This is a genomic window from Streptomyces sp. WG5, assembly GCF_049974565.1.
Taxonomy (GTDB): domain Bacteria; phylum Actinomycetota; class Actinomycetes; order Streptomycetales; family Streptomycetaceae; genus Streptomyces.
In genome coordinates, this window is sequence record NZ_JBNGGC010000023.1 from 117,739 (window position 1) to 134,246 (window position 16,508).

Annotated in this window: 15 protein-coding genes and 5 tRNA genes; 4 read left to right on the forward strand and 16 right to left on the reverse strand. The window is 70.8% G+C overall.

Going from position 1 to position 16,508, the window contains the following annotated elements; all coding sequences use genetic code 11:
• Positions 1-369: 369 nt before the first annotated feature.
• The 3 genes from ACP4IX_RS23955 to ACP4IX_RS23965 all read right to left on the reverse strand — a co-directional run bounded on the left by ACP4IX_RS23955 (position 370) and on the right by ACP4IX_RS23965 (position 3,430).
• A complete protein-coding gene (locus tag ACP4IX_RS23955) occupies positions 370-1,527 on the reverse strand; it encodes a D-alanine--D-alanine ligase family protein (protein WP_426522073.1) in 1,158 nt (385 codons plus the stop codon).
• Positions 1,528-1,619: 92 nt separating this feature from the next.
• Entirely contained in the window at positions 1,620-2,630 is a 1,011-nt protein-coding gene (locus tag ACP4IX_RS23960) for an NAD(P)H-dependent glycerol-3-phosphate dehydrogenase (RefSeq protein ID WP_426522074.1), read from the reverse strand.
• Positions 2,627-3,430 (reverse strand): lysophospholipid acyltransferase family protein, encoded by an 804-nt coding sequence (locus ACP4IX_RS23965; protein WP_426522075.1) that lies wholly within the window; start codon positions 3,428-3,430, stop codon positions 2,627-2,629. Before ACP4IX_RS23965 ends, ACP4IX_RS23960 begins: the two co-directional genes overlap by 4 nt.
• A gap of 143 nt (positions 3,431-3,573) precedes the next feature.
• On the opposite strand from ACP4IX_RS23965, the gene cofC reads away from it, so the two are divergent.
• Together cofC and ACP4IX_RS23975 are read left to right on the forward strand one after the other, a co-directional pair.
• The gene (cofC, locus tag ACP4IX_RS23970) at positions 3,574-4,212 is read left to right on the forward strand and encodes a 2-phospho-L-lactate guanylyltransferase (protein ID WP_426556573.1); all 639 of its coding nucleotides are present in this window, start codon (positions 3,574-3,576) and stop codon (positions 4,210-4,212) included.
• Positions 4,213-4,221: 9 nt separating this feature from the next.
• Positions 4,222-4,425 carry a hypothetical protein gene (locus ACP4IX_RS23975; RefSeq protein WP_426522077.1) on the forward strand — a complete coding sequence of 68 codons (204 nt, stop codon included), beginning with the start codon at positions 4,222-4,224 and terminating at the stop codon, positions 4,423-4,425.
• 200 nt (positions 4,426-4,625) lie between these two features.
• On the opposite strand, the gene ACP4IX_RS23980 is transcribed toward ACP4IX_RS23975, so the two are convergent.
• From ACP4IX_RS23980 to leuC, 4 genes are all read right to left on the reverse strand, one after another.
• Positions 4,626-5,273: an HU family DNA-binding protein gene (locus ACP4IX_RS23980; protein WP_426556574.1), complete on the reverse strand. Its 648-nt coding sequence runs from the start codon at positions 5,271-5,273 to the stop codon at positions 4,626-4,628.
• 136 nt (positions 5,274-5,409) lie between these two features.
• Positions 5,410-5,640: a hypothetical protein gene (locus ACP4IX_RS23985; RefSeq protein ID WP_426522079.1), complete on the reverse strand. Its 231-nt coding sequence runs from the start codon at positions 5,638-5,640 to the stop codon at positions 5,410-5,412.
• 276 nt (positions 5,641-5,916) lie between these two features.
• Positions 5,917-6,510, reverse strand: a complete 594-nt coding sequence (leuD, locus tag ACP4IX_RS23990; protein ID WP_426522080.1) for a 3-isopropylmalate dehydratase small subunit — start codon at positions 6,508-6,510, stop codon at positions 5,917-5,919.
• A gap of 5 nt (positions 6,511-6,515) precedes the next feature.
• A complete protein-coding gene (gene leuC, locus ACP4IX_RS23995; protein WP_426556575.1) occupies positions 6,516-7,946 on the reverse strand; it encodes a 3-isopropylmalate dehydratase large subunit in 1,431 nt (476 codons plus the stop codon).
• Between the two features lie 197 nt (positions 7,947-8,143).
• On the opposite strand from leuC, the gene ndgR reads away from it, so the two are divergent.
• Complete coding sequence (gene ndgR, locus ACP4IX_RS24000) at positions 8,144-8,860, forward strand: IclR family transcriptional regulator NdgR (RefSeq protein ID WP_217162275.1); 717 nt, start codon at positions 8,144-8,146, stop codon at positions 8,858-8,860.
• Between the two features lie 147 nt (positions 8,861-9,007).
• On the opposite strand, the gene ACP4IX_RS24005 is transcribed toward ndgR, so the two are convergent.
• The 9 genes from ACP4IX_RS24005 to ACP4IX_RS24045 all read right to left on the reverse strand — a co-directional run bounded on the left by ACP4IX_RS24005 (position 9,008) and on the right by ACP4IX_RS24045 (position 13,583).
• Positions 9,008-9,080, reverse strand: a tRNA-Glu gene (locus ACP4IX_RS24005).
• Positions 9,081-9,124: 44 nt separating this feature from the next.
• A tRNA-Gln gene (locus ACP4IX_RS24010) sits at positions 9,125-9,196 on the reverse strand.
• A 20-nt stretch (positions 9,197-9,216) separates the two neighbouring features.
• Positions 9,217-9,289 (reverse strand) — tRNA-Glu (locus tag ACP4IX_RS24015).
• Positions 9,290-9,351: 62 nt separating this feature from the next.
• Positions 9,352-9,424, reverse strand: a tRNA-Glu gene (locus ACP4IX_RS24020).
• 40 nt (positions 9,425-9,464) lie between these two features.
• Positions 9,465-9,536, reverse strand: a tRNA-Gln gene (locus ACP4IX_RS24025).
• Between the two features lie 93 nt (positions 9,537-9,629).
• Complete coding sequence (locus tag ACP4IX_RS24030) at positions 9,630-10,364, reverse strand: HAD family hydrolase (protein ID WP_426556576.1); 735 nt, start codon at positions 10,362-10,364, stop codon at positions 9,630-9,632.
• A 590-nt stretch (positions 10,365-10,954) separates the two neighbouring features.
• Positions 10,955-12,442, reverse strand: coding sequence for a glutamate--tRNA ligase (gene gltX / locus ACP4IX_RS24035; RefSeq protein WP_426556577.1), 1,488 nt, complete (start codon positions 12,440-12,442; stop codon positions 10,955-10,957).
• Positions 12,435-13,211: a fumarylacetoacetate hydrolase family protein gene (locus ACP4IX_RS24040; protein WP_426522084.1), complete on the reverse strand. Its 777-nt coding sequence runs from the start codon at positions 13,209-13,211 to the stop codon at positions 12,435-12,437. The genes gltX and ACP4IX_RS24040 overlap by 8 nt, the downstream gene beginning before the upstream one ends.
• Positions 13,212-13,394: 183 nt before the next feature.
• A complete protein-coding gene (locus tag ACP4IX_RS24045) occupies positions 13,395-13,583 on the reverse strand; it encodes a hypothetical protein (protein ID WP_426522107.1) in 189 nt (62 codons plus the stop codon).
• A gap of 601 nt (positions 13,584-14,184) precedes the next feature.
• Between ACP4IX_RS24045 and ACP4IX_RS24050 the strand changes: the two genes are divergently transcribed.
• A partial coding sequence (locus tag ACP4IX_RS24050) for a sensor histidine kinase (protein ID WP_426556578.1) occupies positions 14,185-16,508 on the forward strand: 2,324 nt, incomplete at its 3' end.

Below are 16,508 nucleotides of genomic sequence, written 5' to 3' on the forward strand. Positions count from 1 at the left end.
CGGCGGTTCCGGGCCCGGACGCGCTGGTCACCGAGGTGGGGCGGAACCCGGACGAGGCACTGCCGTCGGCGGACGACGGGCTGGAAAACCCGCTGATCATACTGTGCTGCGGGGCAGGACGATCCCCGCAGGACGTACGGGTTCCACCGGTCGCCCGGAAGGCGACCCCCTCGGGGACCGCCTTCCGGCCTGCCGTGCACGGGGCCGGTGACGGCCCGGAGACCGGCCGTGGGAAACGGACGGCATCCGAGCGCCGCCGGTGAACGGGGACGGCGGGTCCCCACGGGCCCGGCCGGCTCACGCCAGACCGAGCGTGGGGAGCAGCCGCGCCCGGGCCGTCGGCGGCCGGCCGCCGGACGGGCCCCGCTGTCAGCGCAGTCCCGTGGACCGCCTCAGCGCCGCCTGGACCAGCCGGTCCACCAGCTCCGGGTAGCCGATGCCGCTCGCCTGCCACATCTGCGGGTACATGGAGATCGGCGTGAAGCCGGGCATGGTGTTGATCTCGTTGATCACGAACTCGCCGTCCTCGGTGAGGAAGAAGTCCGCGCGCACCAGCCCCTCGCAGGAGGCCGCGTCGAACGCCGCCACGGCGAGCCGCTGGACCTCGGCGGTCTCCTCGGCCGTGAGCGGGGCGGGCACGACGCCGGGGGTGGAGTCGATGTACTTGGCCTCGAAGTCGTAGTACGCGTGCTCCGAGGGCGGCGGAATCTCGGCGGGGAGGGAGGCCCGGGGACCGTCCTCGAACTCCAGCACCCCGCACTCGATCTCCCGGCCGCGCAGCGTGGCCTCCACGAGGATCTTCGGGTCGTGGCGCCGGGCCTCCTCGATCGCCTCGTCGAGTCCGGAGGGGCCGTCGACCTTGGTGATGCCGATCGACGACCCCGCACGGGCGGGCTTCACGAACAGCGGCCAGCCGTGCTCGCCGGCGAAGTCGACGATCCTCTCGCGGGCGCCGGAACGGTCCTGCTCCCACTCACGGGGCCGGATCACCACGTACGGGCCGACCTTCAGCCCGTAGGAGGTGAACACGGCCTTCATGTACTCCTTGTCCTGCCCGACGGCCGAGGCGAGCACCCCGGCACCGACGTACGGCACACCGGACAGCTCCAGCAGGCCCTGGAGGGTGCCGTCCTCGCCGTACGGGCCGTGCAGCACGGGGAAGACGACGTCGACCTCGCCCAGCGCCTTGGGCACCGAACCGGGTTCGCTGTAGACGACTTCGCGGTTGCCGGGGTCGACGGGCAGCACCACGCCGCCCTCGGTCGACTCGGCCAGCTCCTCGACGTCGGGCGTACGGCGTTCGGTGATCGCCATGCGTTCCGGTTCGTCGGCGGTGAGGGCCCAGCGGCCGTCGCGGGTGATGCCGATCGGCAGGACGTCGTACTTCGTCCGGTCGATGGCCGCGAGGACGGCGCCGGCCGTGACCACGGAGATCCCGTGTTCGGAGCTGCGCCCGCCGAACACGACGGCCACACGCGGTTTGCGAGGCGGCTGCTCGGGGCTCTGGGGGAGGTTCTCGGTGCTCATATCGCGTCGAGAGTACCCGCCCACAGGGCCGCGGGGCAGCGTCCCCGCAGCCGCGTGGCGCGGGCGGCGACCGGGCTCCGTCCGAGCGTCGCTCAGCGTCGTTCCGGCTTCGCGCTGCGCGACATCAGCTCCTTGAGCGCGACCACCGGGGGCTTGCCCTCGTGCACGATGCCGACGACCGTCTCGGTGATCGGCATGTCGACACCGTGCCGTCGGGCCAGATCCAGCACCGACTCGCAGGACTTGACGCCCTCGGCGGTCTGCCGGGTGACCGCGATGGTCTCCTGGAGGGTCATGCCCTTGCCGAGGTTGGTGCCGAAGGTGTGGTTGCGGGACAGCGGCGACGAACAGGTCGCCACCAGGTCGCCGAGACCGGCCAGGCCGGAGAAGGTCAGCGGGTCGGCGCCGAGGGCGACCCCGAGGCGCGTGGTCTCGGCGAGGCCGCGCGTGATGAGGGACCCCTTGGCGTTGTCGCCGAGGCCCATGCCGTCCGCGATGCCCACGGCCAGCCCGATCACGTTCTTGACGGCGCCACCGAGTTCGCAGCCGATGACGTCGGTGTTGGTGTACGGGCGGAAGTACGGTGTGTGGCAGGCGGTCTGGAGCCGCTGGGCGACGGACTCGTCGGGGCAGGCGACCACGGCGGCGGCCGGCATGCGGGCGGCGATCTCCCGGGCCAGGTTGGGTCCGGTGACCACCGCGACGCGCTCGGCGCCGACCTTGGCGACGTCCTCGATCACCTCGCTCATCCGCATCGCGGAGCCGAGTTCGACGCCCTTCATCAACGACACCAGGACCGTGCCGGGCGCCAGCAGCGGCGTCCAGTCGGCGAGGTTGGCGCGCAGCGTCTGGGACGGGACCGCGAGGACGGTGAAGTCGGCGTCGTGCGCGGCCTCGGCGGCGTCGGTGGTGGCCCGCAGGTTCGCGGGGAGTTCCACGCCGGGCAGGTAGTCGGGGTTGGTCCGGGTGGAGTTGACGGCGTCGGCGAGCGCGGCACGGCGCCCCCACAGGGTGACGTCGCACCCCGCGTCGGCGAGGACCGCGCCGAAGGCCGTGCCCCACGATCCGGTGCCGAAGACGGCCGCCTTGACGGGCTTGCTCACGTGCTCTGCCCTTCTGCCCGCGGTCCCTGCGTCTGTGCCCGCGTCGCGTGTGTCTGTGTCTGCGCCTGCCGCTGGGTCCGGCGCCGCTGCTCGATCCGCTCCCGGCGCGGGTCGTAGGGGGTTTCGGGCGCCTTCTCGCCGCGGATCTCCTCCAGCTGGCGGGTGACGGCGGCCATGATGACCTCGGTGGCCTCCTTCAGCACCTCCGCGGTCATCTCCTTGTCGTAGAACCGCGACAGGTCGACCGGCGGGCCCGCCAGCACACGGTGGGTCTTGCGCGGGAGGATGCTGGGCTTCTTGGCGTACGGCGGCAGCAGTTCGTTGCAGCCCCACTGGGCGACCGGAATCACCGGGCACTTGGTCTGCAGGGCCACGCGCGCGGCACCGGTCTTGGCGGTCATCGGCCAGCCGTCCGGGTCGCGGGTGAGGGTGCCCTCCGGGTAGAAGGCGACGCACTCTCCGCGCTCCACGGCGTCGATCGCGGCCCGGAAGGCGCTCAGCGCGTCCGTGCTCTCGCGGTAGACGGGGATCTGCCCGGTGCCCCGCATCGCGGCACCGACGAATCCCTTTCTGAAAAGGCCGCTCTTCGCGAGGAACCGCGGGACGCGCCCGGTGTTGTACTGGTAGTGCGCGTACGCGAAGGGATCCACGTGCGAATTGTGGTTCACGGCGGTGATAAAACCACCGTCGGCCGGAATGTTGTCCATTCCCCGCCAGTCCCGCTTGATCAGAACCACGAGCGGCGGTTTGCAGAGCACCGCGGCGAAGCGGTACCAGAAGCCGATTCTGCGGCGGGGCACGCTGACACCTTTCCTCCAGGGCCTGGGGCCGGACAAGTGTCGCCCCGGGCCGCCCGTCTGTCGAGAACACCGTACGCCCCGGAGAGTGAACCGCCAGGTCCCCCGGGTGACAATGACAGCGACGAGAGAAGGACGGAACGCTCGTGCAGTGGACCTTGGTCGTACCCGTGAAGCCCCTCGCCCGGGCCAAGAGCAGGCTGTCCGACACCGCGGACGACGGGGTGCGGCCGGGCCTCGCGCTGGCGTTCGCCCAGGACACCGTGGCAGCCGCGCTGGCCTGCCCGGCGGTGGCGGATGTGGCAGTAGTCACGGACGACGCGCGGGCCGGAGGCGCGCTGGCGGCACTGGGCGCCAGGGTCGTCCCGGACGAGCCCCGCGGCGGCCTGAACGCCGCCCTGACGCACGGAGCGGCCGCGGTACGGGCGGCGCGCCCCGAAAGCCGGGTGGCCGCGCTCAACGCCGATCTCCCCGCGCTGCGGCCCGCGGAATTGGCTCTCGTACTGGCGGCGGCCACACAATTCCCGCGTGCTTTTCTCGCGGATGCCGCCGGAATCGGAACGACCCTGCTGGCAGCGGCGCCGGGCCGTGAATTGTCCCCCGCTTTCGGTATGGATTCCCGGGCCCGCCACCGCATGTCCGGCGCCGTGGAACTCCGGCTCGAGGCGGTGGATTCCGTACGGCAGGACGTCGACACCGGCGCCGATCTGCGCACCGCGCTGGCCCTGGGTGTGGGACCCCGTACAGCCGCGGTGGCGGCGCGGTTGCTGATCGCCGGGCAGTAGGCTGCCGGCATGCAGGCGACCGCATACACGTACGACCCGGAAAGCCGCAGCGGGCAGGTGCTGCTCGACGACGGCACCCCCGTGCCCTTCGACGCGGCGGCGTTCGAGGCGGGGGGCCTGAGACTGCTGCGGCCCGGACAGCGGGTACGGATCGAGACCGAGGGCGGGGACACGGACCTCCGGATCACGCTGGTGACGCTCCAGACGTTCTGATCCGCGCAGCCCGCGCCTCCTGTCTCCCCTGTCCCCCCTTGCCGGCCCCCTGTCGTTCCCCTGCGGGGCCCTGCCGGACCCCGAACAGGCCGCGGGCCGGGCTCCGAGAGGGAGTCCGGCCCGGCGCGTGAGTGCCCCTGTGCCCGTTCACCTGCTGCTTCCGCTGCTGCTCCGGCCTCCGCAGCTTCCGCCGCTGCCTGCTACTTCTTGCGGGCGGGGGCCTTCTTGGCGGTGGTCTTGCGGGCGGTCGACTTCTTGGCGGGGGCCTTCTTCGCCGTCGCCTTCTTCGCGGGGGCCTTCGTGGCCGTGGTCTTCGCCGCCGTCGTGGTGGTCTTGGCCGTGGACTTCTTGGCGGGGGCCTTCTTCGCGGTCGCCGCGCCGGCGGTCTTCTTCGCGGTCGTCTTCTTCGCCGCCGCGGTCGTCTTCTTGGCCGCGCCCGTGGCCTTCTTCGCGGCGCCCGTGGCCTTCTTCGCGGCGGCCTTCTTGCCCGCGGCCTTGGAGATGGTGGGCGGCGGGCCGGAGAGGCTGCCCTTGGGGGCCTTCTTGACCGCGATGTCGTTCTTCGGGAGCTTCTTCGAGCCGCTCACCAGGTCCTTGAAGCCCTGGCCCGCGCGGAAGCGCGGCACGGAGGTCTTCTTGACCCGAACCCGCTCGCCCGTCTGGGGGTTACGGGCGTAGCGAGCCGGGCGGTCAACCTTCTCGAAGGAGCCGAAGCCGGTGACCGAGACCCGGTCGCCCGAGACCACTGCACGGACGAGGGCGTCCAGGACCGCGTCGACAGCGTCGGCGGCCTGCTGGCGGCCGCCCAACTTGTCGGCAATCGCTTCTACGAGCTGCGCCTTGTTCACGTCTTCCCCTTCGGAGACATCGCCAGAACGAATGTGTTCAAGCTTTTTCGCACGTTAGGCAGATATATACCGCAAATCAAACACGAAACGGGCTAATCACCCTTGTGCCGCAACGGACTCGGGCTGCCCGGCCCGTTCAGCCTTCCTCTTCGGGGAATCGCCCCTCGTCGAGGTCCGCGGTGAACCGCTCCAGGCGCCTTGCCGCACCGGCGAGATCGTGTTTGGCCGCGGCCGTAATGACCAGCAGCTTCCGGGTCAGCGCCATCCGTACGCCCTCCGGGACTTGCAGTGCGCGCACTCTTGTGTGCGCTTCCTTGAGCCGGAACGCGACCGCCGCATAGAGCTCGAGTTGGCCGTCGTGTTCCATGCACAGATTGTGCCATCTGGGGCGAGTTGTCGCCTGCGCAGGGGGCAACTGCCGCCCCCAACGGCCTCCTGAGCACGTCCGGAACATGCGCCGACATGATCTTCGTACCCCGGCAACCAGGCCTCTAACGTGGGAAGTTGAGCGCTTCGGCCGCGACACGCGCATGCGCCCGGCACCAGAAACGGCTGTACCCCCGATCGGTCCGATCGGGGGTACAGCCGGTGTGTTGGGTGGCCGAAACTCGACCTTGCGGCGGCCTCGGGGACCGTCCGCGGATCAGACCGGGAGGGTCTGCGGCTTGAACGACGGACGCTTCGCCTCGTACGCGGCGATGTCGGCCTCGTTCTGGAGGGTGATCGAGATGTCGTCCAGCCCGTTCAGCAGCCGCCAGCGGGAGTTCTCGTCCAGCTCGAAGGAGGAGGTGATGCCCTCCGCGCGGACCTCGCGGGCCTCGAGGTCGACCGTGACCTCGGCCTGCGGGTCCTTCTCCGTGAGCTCCCACAGCGCGTCCACGGCCTTCTGGTCGAGGACCACCGTGAGCAGGCCGTTCTTCAGCGAGTTGCCGCGGAAGATGTCGGCGAAGCGGGAGGAGATCACGGCCTTGAAGCCGTAGTTCTGCAGCGCCCAGACGGCGTGTTCGCGGGAGGAGCCGGTGCCGAAGTCGGGGCCGGCCACCAGGACCGTGGCGCCCTCGCGCTCGGGCCGGTTGAGCACGAACTCCGGGTCCTTGCGCCAGGCCTCGAACAGCCCGTCCTCGAAACCGTCCCGCGTCACCTTCTTGAGCCAGTGGGCGGGGATGATCTGGTCGGTGTCCACGTTGCTGCGGCGCAGCGGGACGGCCCGGCCGGTGTGGGTGGTGAATGCTTCCATGACTCTCAGACTCCAGCGGGCGTGGGGGCGTCGGCGGCGGCGAGGTCGGCCGGGGAGGCCAGGTGGCCCAGGACCGCCGTAGCGGCCGCGACCTGCGGCGACACCAGATGGGTGCGGCCTCCCTTGCCCTGCCGCCCCTCGAAGTTGCGGTTGGACGTGGACGCGGAGCGCTCGCCGGGTGCCAGCTGGTCCGGGTTCATGCCCAGGCACATCGAGCAGCCCGCGTGCCGCCACTCGGCGCCGGCCTCCTTGAAGACCGTGTCCAGGCCCTCGGAGACGGCCTGCAGACCCACCCGCGCCGATCCGGGGACGACCAGCATCCGTACGCCGTCGGCGACTTTGCGGCTCCGTACGATCTCGGCGGCGGCGCGCAGGTCCTCGATGCGGCCGTTGGTGCAGGAACCTACGAAGACGGTGTCCACCTTGATGGAACGCAGCGGCTGCCCGGCCTCCAACCCCATGTACTCCAGAGCCTTTTCGGCGGCGAAGCGCTCCGAAGCGTCCTCGTACGATGCGGGGTCGGGGACGGCGGCGGAAAGCGGCGCGCCCTGGCCCGGGTTGGTGCCCCAGGTGACGAACGGGGACAGTTCGGCGGCCTCGATGACGACCTCGGCGTCGAACTCGGCGTCGTCGTCGGTGCGCAGCGTCTTCCAGTACTCGACGGCCGCGTCCCAGTCGGCGCCCTCGGGGGCGTGCGAGCGGCCCTGGAGGTAGGCGAAGGTGGTCTCGTCGGGGGCGATCATGCCCGCGCGGGCGCCGGCCTCGATCGACATGTTGCAGATGGTCATCCGGGCCTCCATCGAGAGCTTCTCGATGGCCTGACCGCGGTACTCCAGGATGTACCCCTGGCCGCCACCGGTGCCGATCTTCGCGATGATGGCGAGGATCAGGTCCTTGGCCGTGACGCCGTCGGGCAGTTCGCCGTTGACGGTGACCGCCATGGTCTTCGGGCGGGCCATGGGGAGCGTCTGGGTGGCCAGCACGTGCTCGACCTGGGAGGTGCCGATGCCGAACGCCAGCGCGCCGAAGGCGCCGTGCGTGGAGGTGTGCGAGTCGCCGCAGACCACGGTGGTGCCGGGCTGGGTCAGGCCCAGCTGCGGGCCGACGACGTGGACGACGCCCTGCTCGACGTCGCCCAGCGGGTGCAGCCGGACGCCGAAGTCCGCGCAGTTCTTGCGCAGCGTCTCCAGCTGGACCCGGGAGACCGGGTCCGCGATGGGCTTGTCGATGTCGAGGGTGGGGGTGTTGTGGTCCTCGGTGGCGATGGTCAGGTCGAGTCGGCGCACCGGGCGGCCGCTCTTGCGGAGGCCGTCGAAGGCCTGCGGGCTGGTCACCTCGTGCAGCAGGTGCAGATCGATGAAGAGGAGGTCGGGCTCGCCTTCGGCGCGCCGGACGACGTGGTCGTCCCAGACCTTCTCCGCGAGTGTCCTACCCATCGCTTTCCCTCCGGTCGGCGACGAAGCGCCGACCCAACTAGAGATCTTGGGGAAGCGGTGCCCGCACCCCTGTGTTTCCGGGCAGCCGCCGCCAGGCCCGTGCGTCACGGGCCGTTGTGACTTCCTGCCGTCCAGAGTGGCGGGTTCCATGGAAAATTGAACTTGCGTTTCACAGAGTGAGACGGGAGTATCGTTGCATGGACAACAGTAGCGGCGTCGGCGTTCTGGACAAGGCGGCCCTCGTCCTGAGCGCTCTGGAGTCCGGTCCGGCCACCCTCGCGGGGTTGGTCGGTGCGACCGGACTGGCACGACCCACGGCCCACCGCCTGGCCGTGGCGCTGGAACACCACCGTATGGTGGCGCGCGACATGCAGGGCCGTTTCATTCTCGGCCCGCGTCTGGCCGAACTGGCCGCGGCGGCCGGCGAGGACCGTCTGCTCGCCACGGCGGGCCCGGTGCTCACCCACCTCCGTGACATCACGGGCGAGAGCGCGCAGCTCTATCGCCGCCAGGGCGACATGCGCATCTGCGTGGCCGCCGCCGAGCGTCTGTCGGGCCTGCGGGACACCGTCCCGGTCGGCTCCACGCTCACCATGAAGGCCGGTTCGTCGGCGCAGATCCTCATGGCCTGGGAGGAGCCGGAGCGTCTCCACCGCGGCCTGCAGGGCGCCCGCTTCACGGCGACGGCCCTGTCCGGTGTGCGGCGGCGGGGCTGGGCGCAGTCCATCGGCGAGCGGGAGCCGGGGGTGGCGTCCGTCTCCGCGCCCGTGCGCGGCCCCTCCAACCGCGTGGTGGCCGCCGTGTCCGTCTCCGGCCCCATCGAGCGCCTGTCGCGCCATCCGGGCCGTATGCACGCCCAGGCGATCATCGACGCCGCCGGCCGCCTCTCCGAGGCCCTGCGCCGCACGGGCTGACCGCGCCTGCCTGGATACGTGACCGGGTTCGGGTCCGCCTCAACGCCGCGGCGGGCCCTTTCCGACGCCATGGCACCGTGCGGGGAGCCGACGACGGCCAAAACGCCGGTGGCCCTCCGCCGAAGCGGAGGGCCACCGAATGTGTTGTACCCCCGACCGGATTCGAACCGGCGCTACCGCCTTGAGAGGGCGGCGTGCTAGGCCGCTACACAACGGGGGCGTGGATCTTGCAAGCGTGCAGTGCTGCGCCGCTGCAGATCCGAGCTGGTCTACCAGGACTCGAACCTAGACTAACTGAACCAGAATCAGTCGTGCTGCCAATTACACCATAGACCAATGTGGTTTAGACCAGTTTGTACCCCCGACCGGATTCGAACCGGCGCTACCGCCTTGAGAGGGCGGCGTGCTAGGCCGCTACACAACGGGGGCCCTAGCGATCCTGCATCGAAGGCGGCGGGAGCTACCCTGGCCGTCCTCGCGGGAAGGATCTGTACCCCCGACCGGATTCGAACCGGCGCTACCGCCTTGAGAGGGCGGCGTGCTAGGCCGCTACACAACGGGGGCTTTGTGGAGTGATCTCCACGGTGCAGATGAGCTCTGCGAGCTGGCCTACCTGGACTCGAACCAAGACTAACTGAACCAGAATCAGTCGTGCTGCCAATTACACCATAGGCCACTGGAACGCAAGCCCCGGAGGGGATCTTGTTCTAGCGTTGCGCTTCCGGTTCCCGGCCCTTTCGGCCCGCTCTCCGGCGGCGCAGGAAGAACATTACCCGAAGGTGGACGGGGCTCCAAAACGGGTATCGGCGCCGAGGAGCGCAGGGAGTTCGGAGAGGGAGGCGATGCGGCGCCGGTCGGCGGGCGGGTCGACGGTCGCGTACACGCCACCGCGGTCGATCCACACCGACAGCAACCCCGCGTCCGCCGCTCCGCGCCCGTCGATCTCCGGGTGGTCGCCGACGTAGGCGACCTCCCGCGGGGCGAGGCCGAGGGCGTCGCAGGCGGCCAGGAAGGCGCCGGGATCGGGCTTGGAGACGCCCAGCTCGGCGGCGCACAGGATCGCCTCGAAGCGGTCGTGCACGCCGAGGACGCGCAGCTTGCGGTCCTGGACGGTCAGGCTGGAGTTCAAGAGCACGGCGTGCCGGTGGCTGTCGGCGAGGGCGTCGAGGACGGGCAGGACGTCCGGGAAGAGGGACCAGGCGGCCTCGTAGTGCGTGACGTACCGCTGGAACCAGTCGTCGGCCTCGGTGTCCGTCAGCTCCGGCCGGCCCAGGAAGACCCGGGTACGGTCGCGCCGCTGTGTGACGAAGTCGACCTCGCCGGCCGCGAACCTGGCCCACTGCTGGTCGGTGATCTCCCGCCAGCGCACGAGGGCCTCCTCGGCCGACCCGTACCCGGCGAGCAGCCCCTCGGCGACCAGGTGGGCGCGCATGCCCTCGCGGTCGGCGGTGGTGTAGTCGAAGAGGGTGTCGTCGACGTCCCAGACAACTGCTCGGATCGGCATGGCACCCAGCCTAGGCCGCCGGAGCGGTGGGCGTGGGGGTACCGGCCGGATGGCCGGACGGCTGCCGGGGCGGGCCCCCGCTCCAGACGGGTGTCCGCGGACTCGATGAGTATCCGCGGATCGGACAGGGCTCTGGCCTCGTCCGTCCGTCCGTCCGTCAGGCCGGCCGACGGGACGGACGGCAGTCCGCCTCGGCCGGCCGCTCAGCACGACGTCGTATCCGGCCGTCGGCGCCTCGATGCCGACGGTGAGGACGCCGATCCGGACCAGGTCGCCGCAGGGGAACCCGGCTCCGGGCGGCGTCTCGCCCGGGCGTGGGAACGTCAGCCGTGTCCGGCCGCGGATGTCGCCCACGGCCGCGGCGGCGCCCCCGTCGTCCCGGGCCTCGTGGCCGGCGACCGCGCTGCGGCTGTTCGACGTCCGCCACCCGGTCGTGGGCCGACCGTCCCCGGAGACACGCGGATCCATGTCCTCACGGCGCATGCGTCGTCTGCCGGGACGACGGCGGAGGAGCCGGCGGCGTGGCCCCCGGGCATACGACGAGGGCGGCAGCCTCCTCGGCTGCCGCCCTTCCCGCGTACGTCGGCGCGTTACGCCGCCGCAAGCCTCGACAGGGCCGCGTCGATCCGGGTCAGCGTCTTCTCCTTGCCCAGGACCTCCAGGGACTCGAAGAGGGGCAGGCCGACCGTGCGGCCGGTGACGGCGACGCGGACGGGGGCCTGGGCCTTGCCGAGCTTGAGGCCGTGGGCCTCACCGGCGGCCAGGACGGCCTCCTTGAGGGACTCGGGGGACGTCCAGTCGGCCGCGTCCAGCTTCTCGCGGGCCGTGCGGAGCAGGGCGTCCGAGCCCTCCTTCATGGCCTTCGTCCAGGACGCCTCGTCGAAGACCGGCTCCGGCAGGAACAGGAAGTCGACGTTGTCGGTGATCTCGGAGAGGACCTTCAGGCGGGTCTGCGCGTGCGGCGCGATCGCCTGCCACTTGGCCTCGTCGAAGTCCTCCGGCGCCCAGGGGGCGGCGGGGGCCTTCAGCCACGGGCGGCAGCGCTCGGTGAAGTCCTTCACCTCCAGCAGGCGGATGTGGTCGGCGTTGATCGCCTCGCACTTCTTGAGGTCGAAGCGGGCCGGGTTGGGGTTGACGTCCGCGACGTCGAAGGCCGCGACCATCTCCTCGATCGTGAAGACGTCCTGGTCGGCGGAGAGCGACCAGCCGAGCAGGGAGAGGTAGTTGAGCAGGCCCTCGGGGAGGAAGCCGCGCTCCCGGTAGAGGTTCAGGCTCGACTGGGGGTCGCGCTTGGAGAGCTTCTTGTTGCCCTCGCCCATGACGTACGGCAGGTGGCCGAAGGCGGGGATCTCCTGGGCGACGCCCAGCTCGATCAGCGCCTTGTACAGGGCGATCTGGCGCGGGGTGGAGGAGAGCAGGTCCTCGCCGCGCAGGACGTGCGTGATTTCCATCATGGCGTCGTCGACCGGGTTGACGAGCGTGTAGAGGGGGGCGCCGTTCGCGCGGACGATGCCGTAGTCCGGGACGTTCTCCGGGAGGTACGTGATCTCGCCGCGGACCAGGTCCGTGAAGGTGATCGCCTCGTCGGGCATCCGGAAGCGGACGATGGGCTCACGGCCCTGCGCCGTGTACTCCTCGACCTGCGCGTCGCTCAGGGCGCGGCAGTGGCCGTCGTAGCCGGAGGGCTTGCCGGCGGCGCGGGCCGCCTCGCGGCGGGTGTCCAGCTCCTCCTGGGAGCAGTAGCAGCGGTAGGCGTGCCCGGCGTCGAGGAGCTTGGTCGCGACGTCCCGGTAGATGTCCATGCGCTGCGACTGGCGGTACGGCGCGTGGGGGCCGCCGATCTCGGGGCCCTCGTCCCAGTCGAAGCCCAGCCAGCGCATCGAGTCGAGCAGCTGGTCGTACGACTCCTCGGAGTCGCGGGCCGCGTCGGTGTCCTCGATGCGGAAGACCAGCGTGCCCTGGTGGTGCCGGGCGAACGCCCAGTTGAACAGGGCGGTGCGGACCAGGCCCACGTGGGGGTTTCCGGTGGGGGACGGACAGAAACGGACGCGTACGGGGGAGCCGGGTGCGCTAGCCACGCTTGACAACCTTGTTGGTGAGAGTGCCGATGCCTTCGATGGTGACGGCGACCTCGTCGCCGACGTTGAGGGGGCCGACGCCGGCCGGGGTGCCCGTGAGGATCACGTCACCGGGGAGCAGCGTCATCGCCTCGGAGATGTTGACGATCAGATCCTCGATCGAGTGGATCATCTCGCTGGTGCGGCCGAGCTGGCGCTGGCCGCCGTTGACCGTGAGCTGGATGGTCAGGTCGGCCGGGTCGAGGTCCGTCTCCACCCAGGGGCCCAGCGGGCAGGCCGAGTCGAAGCCCTTGGCGCGGGCCCACTGCTTCTCGCGGCGCTGCACGTCGCGGGCGGTGACGTCGTTGGCGCAGGTGTAGCCGAAGACGACGTCCTTGACGCGGTCGCGCGGGACCTCGCGGCACATGCGGCCGATGACCACGGCGAGCTCGGCCTCGTGGTGCAGTTCCTCGGAGAAGGAGGGGTACTGGATCGCGTCGCCGGGGCCGATGACCGAGGTGGACGGCTTGAAGAAGGCGAACGGGGCGTCGGGCACCTCGTTGCCGAGTTCACGGGCGTGCTCGGCGTAGTTGCGGCCGAAGGCGACGACCTTGTTGGGGAGTACGGGCGGCAGGAGCCGCACCTTGCTCAGGGGCACCTTGGTGCCGGAGAGCTCGAAGTCCGCGAACGGGATGCCCTTGATGATGTCGAGGACGAGCTGGTCCGGCTGGTCGCCCTCGACCGCGCCGAAGGCGACGTTCCCGTCGATGGAGAACCTGGCAATGCGCACGGGTTGCTTGGCCCCTTGCTGAGCTGGCTGGAGTCTGACACCCCAGGCTAACGCGGCGGGCAGGCCGCACAGGGCGGGCGCCTCGCGCAGGACGTGCCGTGACCCGCCCGGAGGCGTCGGTGTCGTCGCGCGGGCGCCCGTGTGCCCGTCCGGCCGGCCGACGGTCGGCGGCCGGGTGGCGTACTACTGTGCGGCGGAGGCCGCGGCCGGCATCTCCATCAGGATGGTGCGCCGGGGGTTGGCGGTCTGGGCGGGGAGCTCGACGGCGTGCTCCGGCTGCTCCGGCGTCTGCAGCTCGGCAGCGGCGTCGAGGTGCGCCAGCGTGGTGCGTCGCGGGTTGGCGATCTTGTGGAACATCGTCGTCGTCTTCACGGTGGTACGAGGCCCTGTCCTGTCCGGGCGCCGGAGGGCTGCAAGAACCCCTGCGAGGGCGCGGGTTGTCGGTTTTGCCTTCTCTGTAAAGCGTCAGGCTAAACATGCGATTCCCCGGCAACCCGAGCCGAGCCCATGATCTTCATGTGAGTTTGCTCACTCATCAAGGGTCAAACCGGTCAATTCCGGCTCGCACCTCACCCCGACGAAACCGACATTGCCCCTCTGAAGCCCTCATTCCGCTCCTGATCATGTCGACTGGGACACCCACCGCACGCCGCCGACTCGCGGACGTATATCCGTTTTGCGGGTGATCACTTTCTACGTCTGGTGACCCACCCCTCACATGCTGTCACCTGCGTCACGGGGCGGCCCATGGGCCTTGTTGCAGATCCTCCACTGTGCTGGAATTCCACGGACCGCTGCGGGATCGAGCCGGCGCACAGGGGGCGCACAACAGCGCCGAACGGCGGCGAGAAGGGGGACCCAGCGCCGGTCACTCACGACCACCACGGGGGCGTATTCAGGGCGCCCCTATGACGCCGACACCGTGCCCAGCCGTTCACGCGGCCGGGCGCCTGGTCCAGAGGTTGCGACGCTAGTGCAGGGACGTTTCAAGAGGGATGGCAGCGCTTCGGCGGAGCCGGAGCCGCACGGCGGGGCCGGCCCCAAGGCCGTCGGCTCCTCGCCCCAGCACGCCCAGAACCAGGGCCAGGAGCAGTCCGGCGACGGCGGGGACCGCGCCGGGCGCCCCGGCCAGGCGGCGGCCTCGTCCGCTCCCGGCCAGAAGCCGCCCGCCAAGCCGGCCAAGGGCTCGCCCGGCCCCGGCCCGCGAATAGCCCTGCGCAACTGGCGGATCTCCACCCGTCTGGTGTCGCTGCTCGCGCTTCCGGTGGTCGCCGCGACCTCGCTGGGCGCGATGCGTATCAACCAGTCGATGGACGACATCCAGCAGCTCGACAACATGAAGCTGCTGACCGAGATGACCAAGCAGGCCACCGAGCTGGCCGCCGCGCTCCAGGAGGAGCGCGACCAGTCCGCCGGCCCCCTGGCCCACGACTCGACGTCCGGCGCCATCGCCGTCAAGGGCGACCGTGAGAAGACCGACCGGGCCCGGAAGAACTTCCTCGACAGCTCCGAGGCGATCGACGCGGCCAGCAAGGACGGCAACCTCGTCGGCGTCCGCGACAGCCTCGTCGGCCTCGCCGGCGACCTGAACGACCTGGAGCGGATCCGCAGCAACGCCTACCAGGCCGAGGGCAACTCGACCCAGACGGTCGAGGCCTACCACCGCCTCATCACCCACCTGCTCGACCTCTCGCAGGACATGGCGGAGGCGACCAGCAACCCCGACATGATCCAGCGCACGCGCGCGCTGTCGGCCTTCTCCTCGGCCAAGGAGTACGCGTCCATCCAGCGCGCCGTCCTCGCGGCCGCCCTTCCGGCGAGCAACACCACGAAGGGCGAACTCGCGGAGAACGACCGGCTCTACGCCGAGTCCGCGCTGCAGAGCCAGAAGTCCGAGATCCGCAGCTTCACCAGCATCTACGGCGACGGGGCCGAGGAACTCCTCAAGCCGATCTCCGAGGGCAACCCGGTGATCGAGTCGTCCGACGAGTACGCCGGCCGCGCGCTCGGCAAGAAGGACGCCATCGGCGGCCTGGACAAGCGGTCCTACCAGGACTGGCTGGACGACAGCTCCACCAAGATCCAGCAGATGAAGAACATCGAGCTGAAGCTGCTGGAGGACATGGAGCAGCAGGCCCGTGAGCTGCGCAGCGAGTCCGAGCGCGAGGCGATCATCTCGGGTGTCGTGATCCTGCTGGTGCTCGGTGTCTCCCTGGTCGGCGCCTTCGTCGTGGCCCGCTCCATGATCCGCTCGCTGCGCCGCCTGGAGGACACCGCGACCAAGGTCGCCCAGAACCGCCTGCCCGAACTGGTCAAGCAGCTCTCCGAGACCGACCCGCAGGACGTCGACACCTCGGTCGAGTCGGTCGGTGTGCACTCCCGGGACGAGATCGGCCGAGTGGCCTCCGCCTTCGACGACGTGCACCGCGAGGCGGTCCGCCTCGCCGCCGAGCAGGCCCTGCTGCGGGGCAACGTCAACGCGATGTTCACCAACCTCTCGCGCCGCTCCCAGGGCCTCATCCAGCGTCAGCTCTCGCTCATCTCCGAACTGGAGTCCCGCGAGGCCGACCCGGACCAGCTGTCCTCGCTGTTCAAGCTCGACCACCTCGCGACGCGCATGCGCCGTAACGGTGAGAACCTCCTCGTCCTCGCCGGTGAGGAGCCCGGCCGCCGCTGGACCCGCCCGGTCCCGCTGGTCGACGTGCTCCGCGCCGCCGCCTCCGAGGTGGAGCAGTACGAGCGCATCGAGCTGGCCTCCGTGCCGACCACCGAGGTCGCCGGCCGCGTGGTCAACGACCTCGTGCACCTGCTCGCCGAGCTGCTGGAGAACGCGACCTCGTTCTCCTCCCCGCAGACCAAGGTCAAGGTCACCGGTCACGCGCTGCCGGACGGCCGCGTGCTGATCGAGATCCACGACACCGGTATCGGTCTCTCGCCCGAGGACCTGGCCGCGATCAACGAGCGGCTCGCCGCGCCGCCCACCGTGGACGTCTCCGTCTCCCGCCGCATGGGCCTGTTCGTGGTCGGTCGCCTCTCGCAGCGCCACGGCATCCGCATCCAGCTGCGTCCGTCCGACTCCGGGGGCACGACCGCGCTGGTCATGCTGCCCGTCGACGTCGCCCAGGGCGGCCGCAAGCCGCAGCCCAAGCCGGGTCAGCCGGCCGCGGGCAGCGGTGGTCCGGCCGCCGCGCAGGCCGCGGCAGGTGTCGCGGCGGCCCGGCGTGGTGGTGGCCAGGGCGGCGGCGCTCTCGGCGGCGGTGCCTTCGGCGGCGGTGGCGGTGCCCTCGGCGCCGGTGC

Excerpts from the sequence above, each read along its gene's own strand:
- ACP4IX_RS23955 (WP_426522073.1), bottom strand. The coding sequence starts at position 1,527 with ATGAGCACCGAGAACCTCCCCCAGAGCCCCGAGCAGCCGCCTCGCAAA.
- ACP4IX_RS23975 (WP_426522077.1), top strand. The coding sequence starts at position 4,222 with ATGCAGGCGACCGCATACACGTACGACCCGGAAAGCCGCAGCGGGCAG.
- ACP4IX_RS23985 (WP_426522079.1), bottom strand. The coding sequence starts at position 5,640 with ATGGAACACGACGGCCAACTCGAGCTCTATGCGGCGGTCGCGTTCCGG.
- leuD (WP_426522080.1), bottom strand. The coding sequence starts at position 6,510 with ATGGAAGCATTCACCACCCACACCGGCCGGGCCGTCCCGCTGCGCCGC.
- leuC (WP_426556575.1), bottom strand. The coding sequence starts at position 7,946 with ATGGGTAGGACACTCGCGGAGAAGGTCTGGGACGACCACGTCGTCCGG.
- ndgR (WP_217162275.1), top strand. The coding sequence starts at position 8,144 with ATGGACAACAGTAGCGGCGTCGGCGTTCTGGACAAGGCGGCCCTCGTC.
- ACP4IX_RS24030 (WP_426556576.1), bottom strand. The coding sequence starts at position 10,364 with ATGCCGATCCGAGCAGTTGTCTGGGACGTCGACGACACCCTCTTCGAC.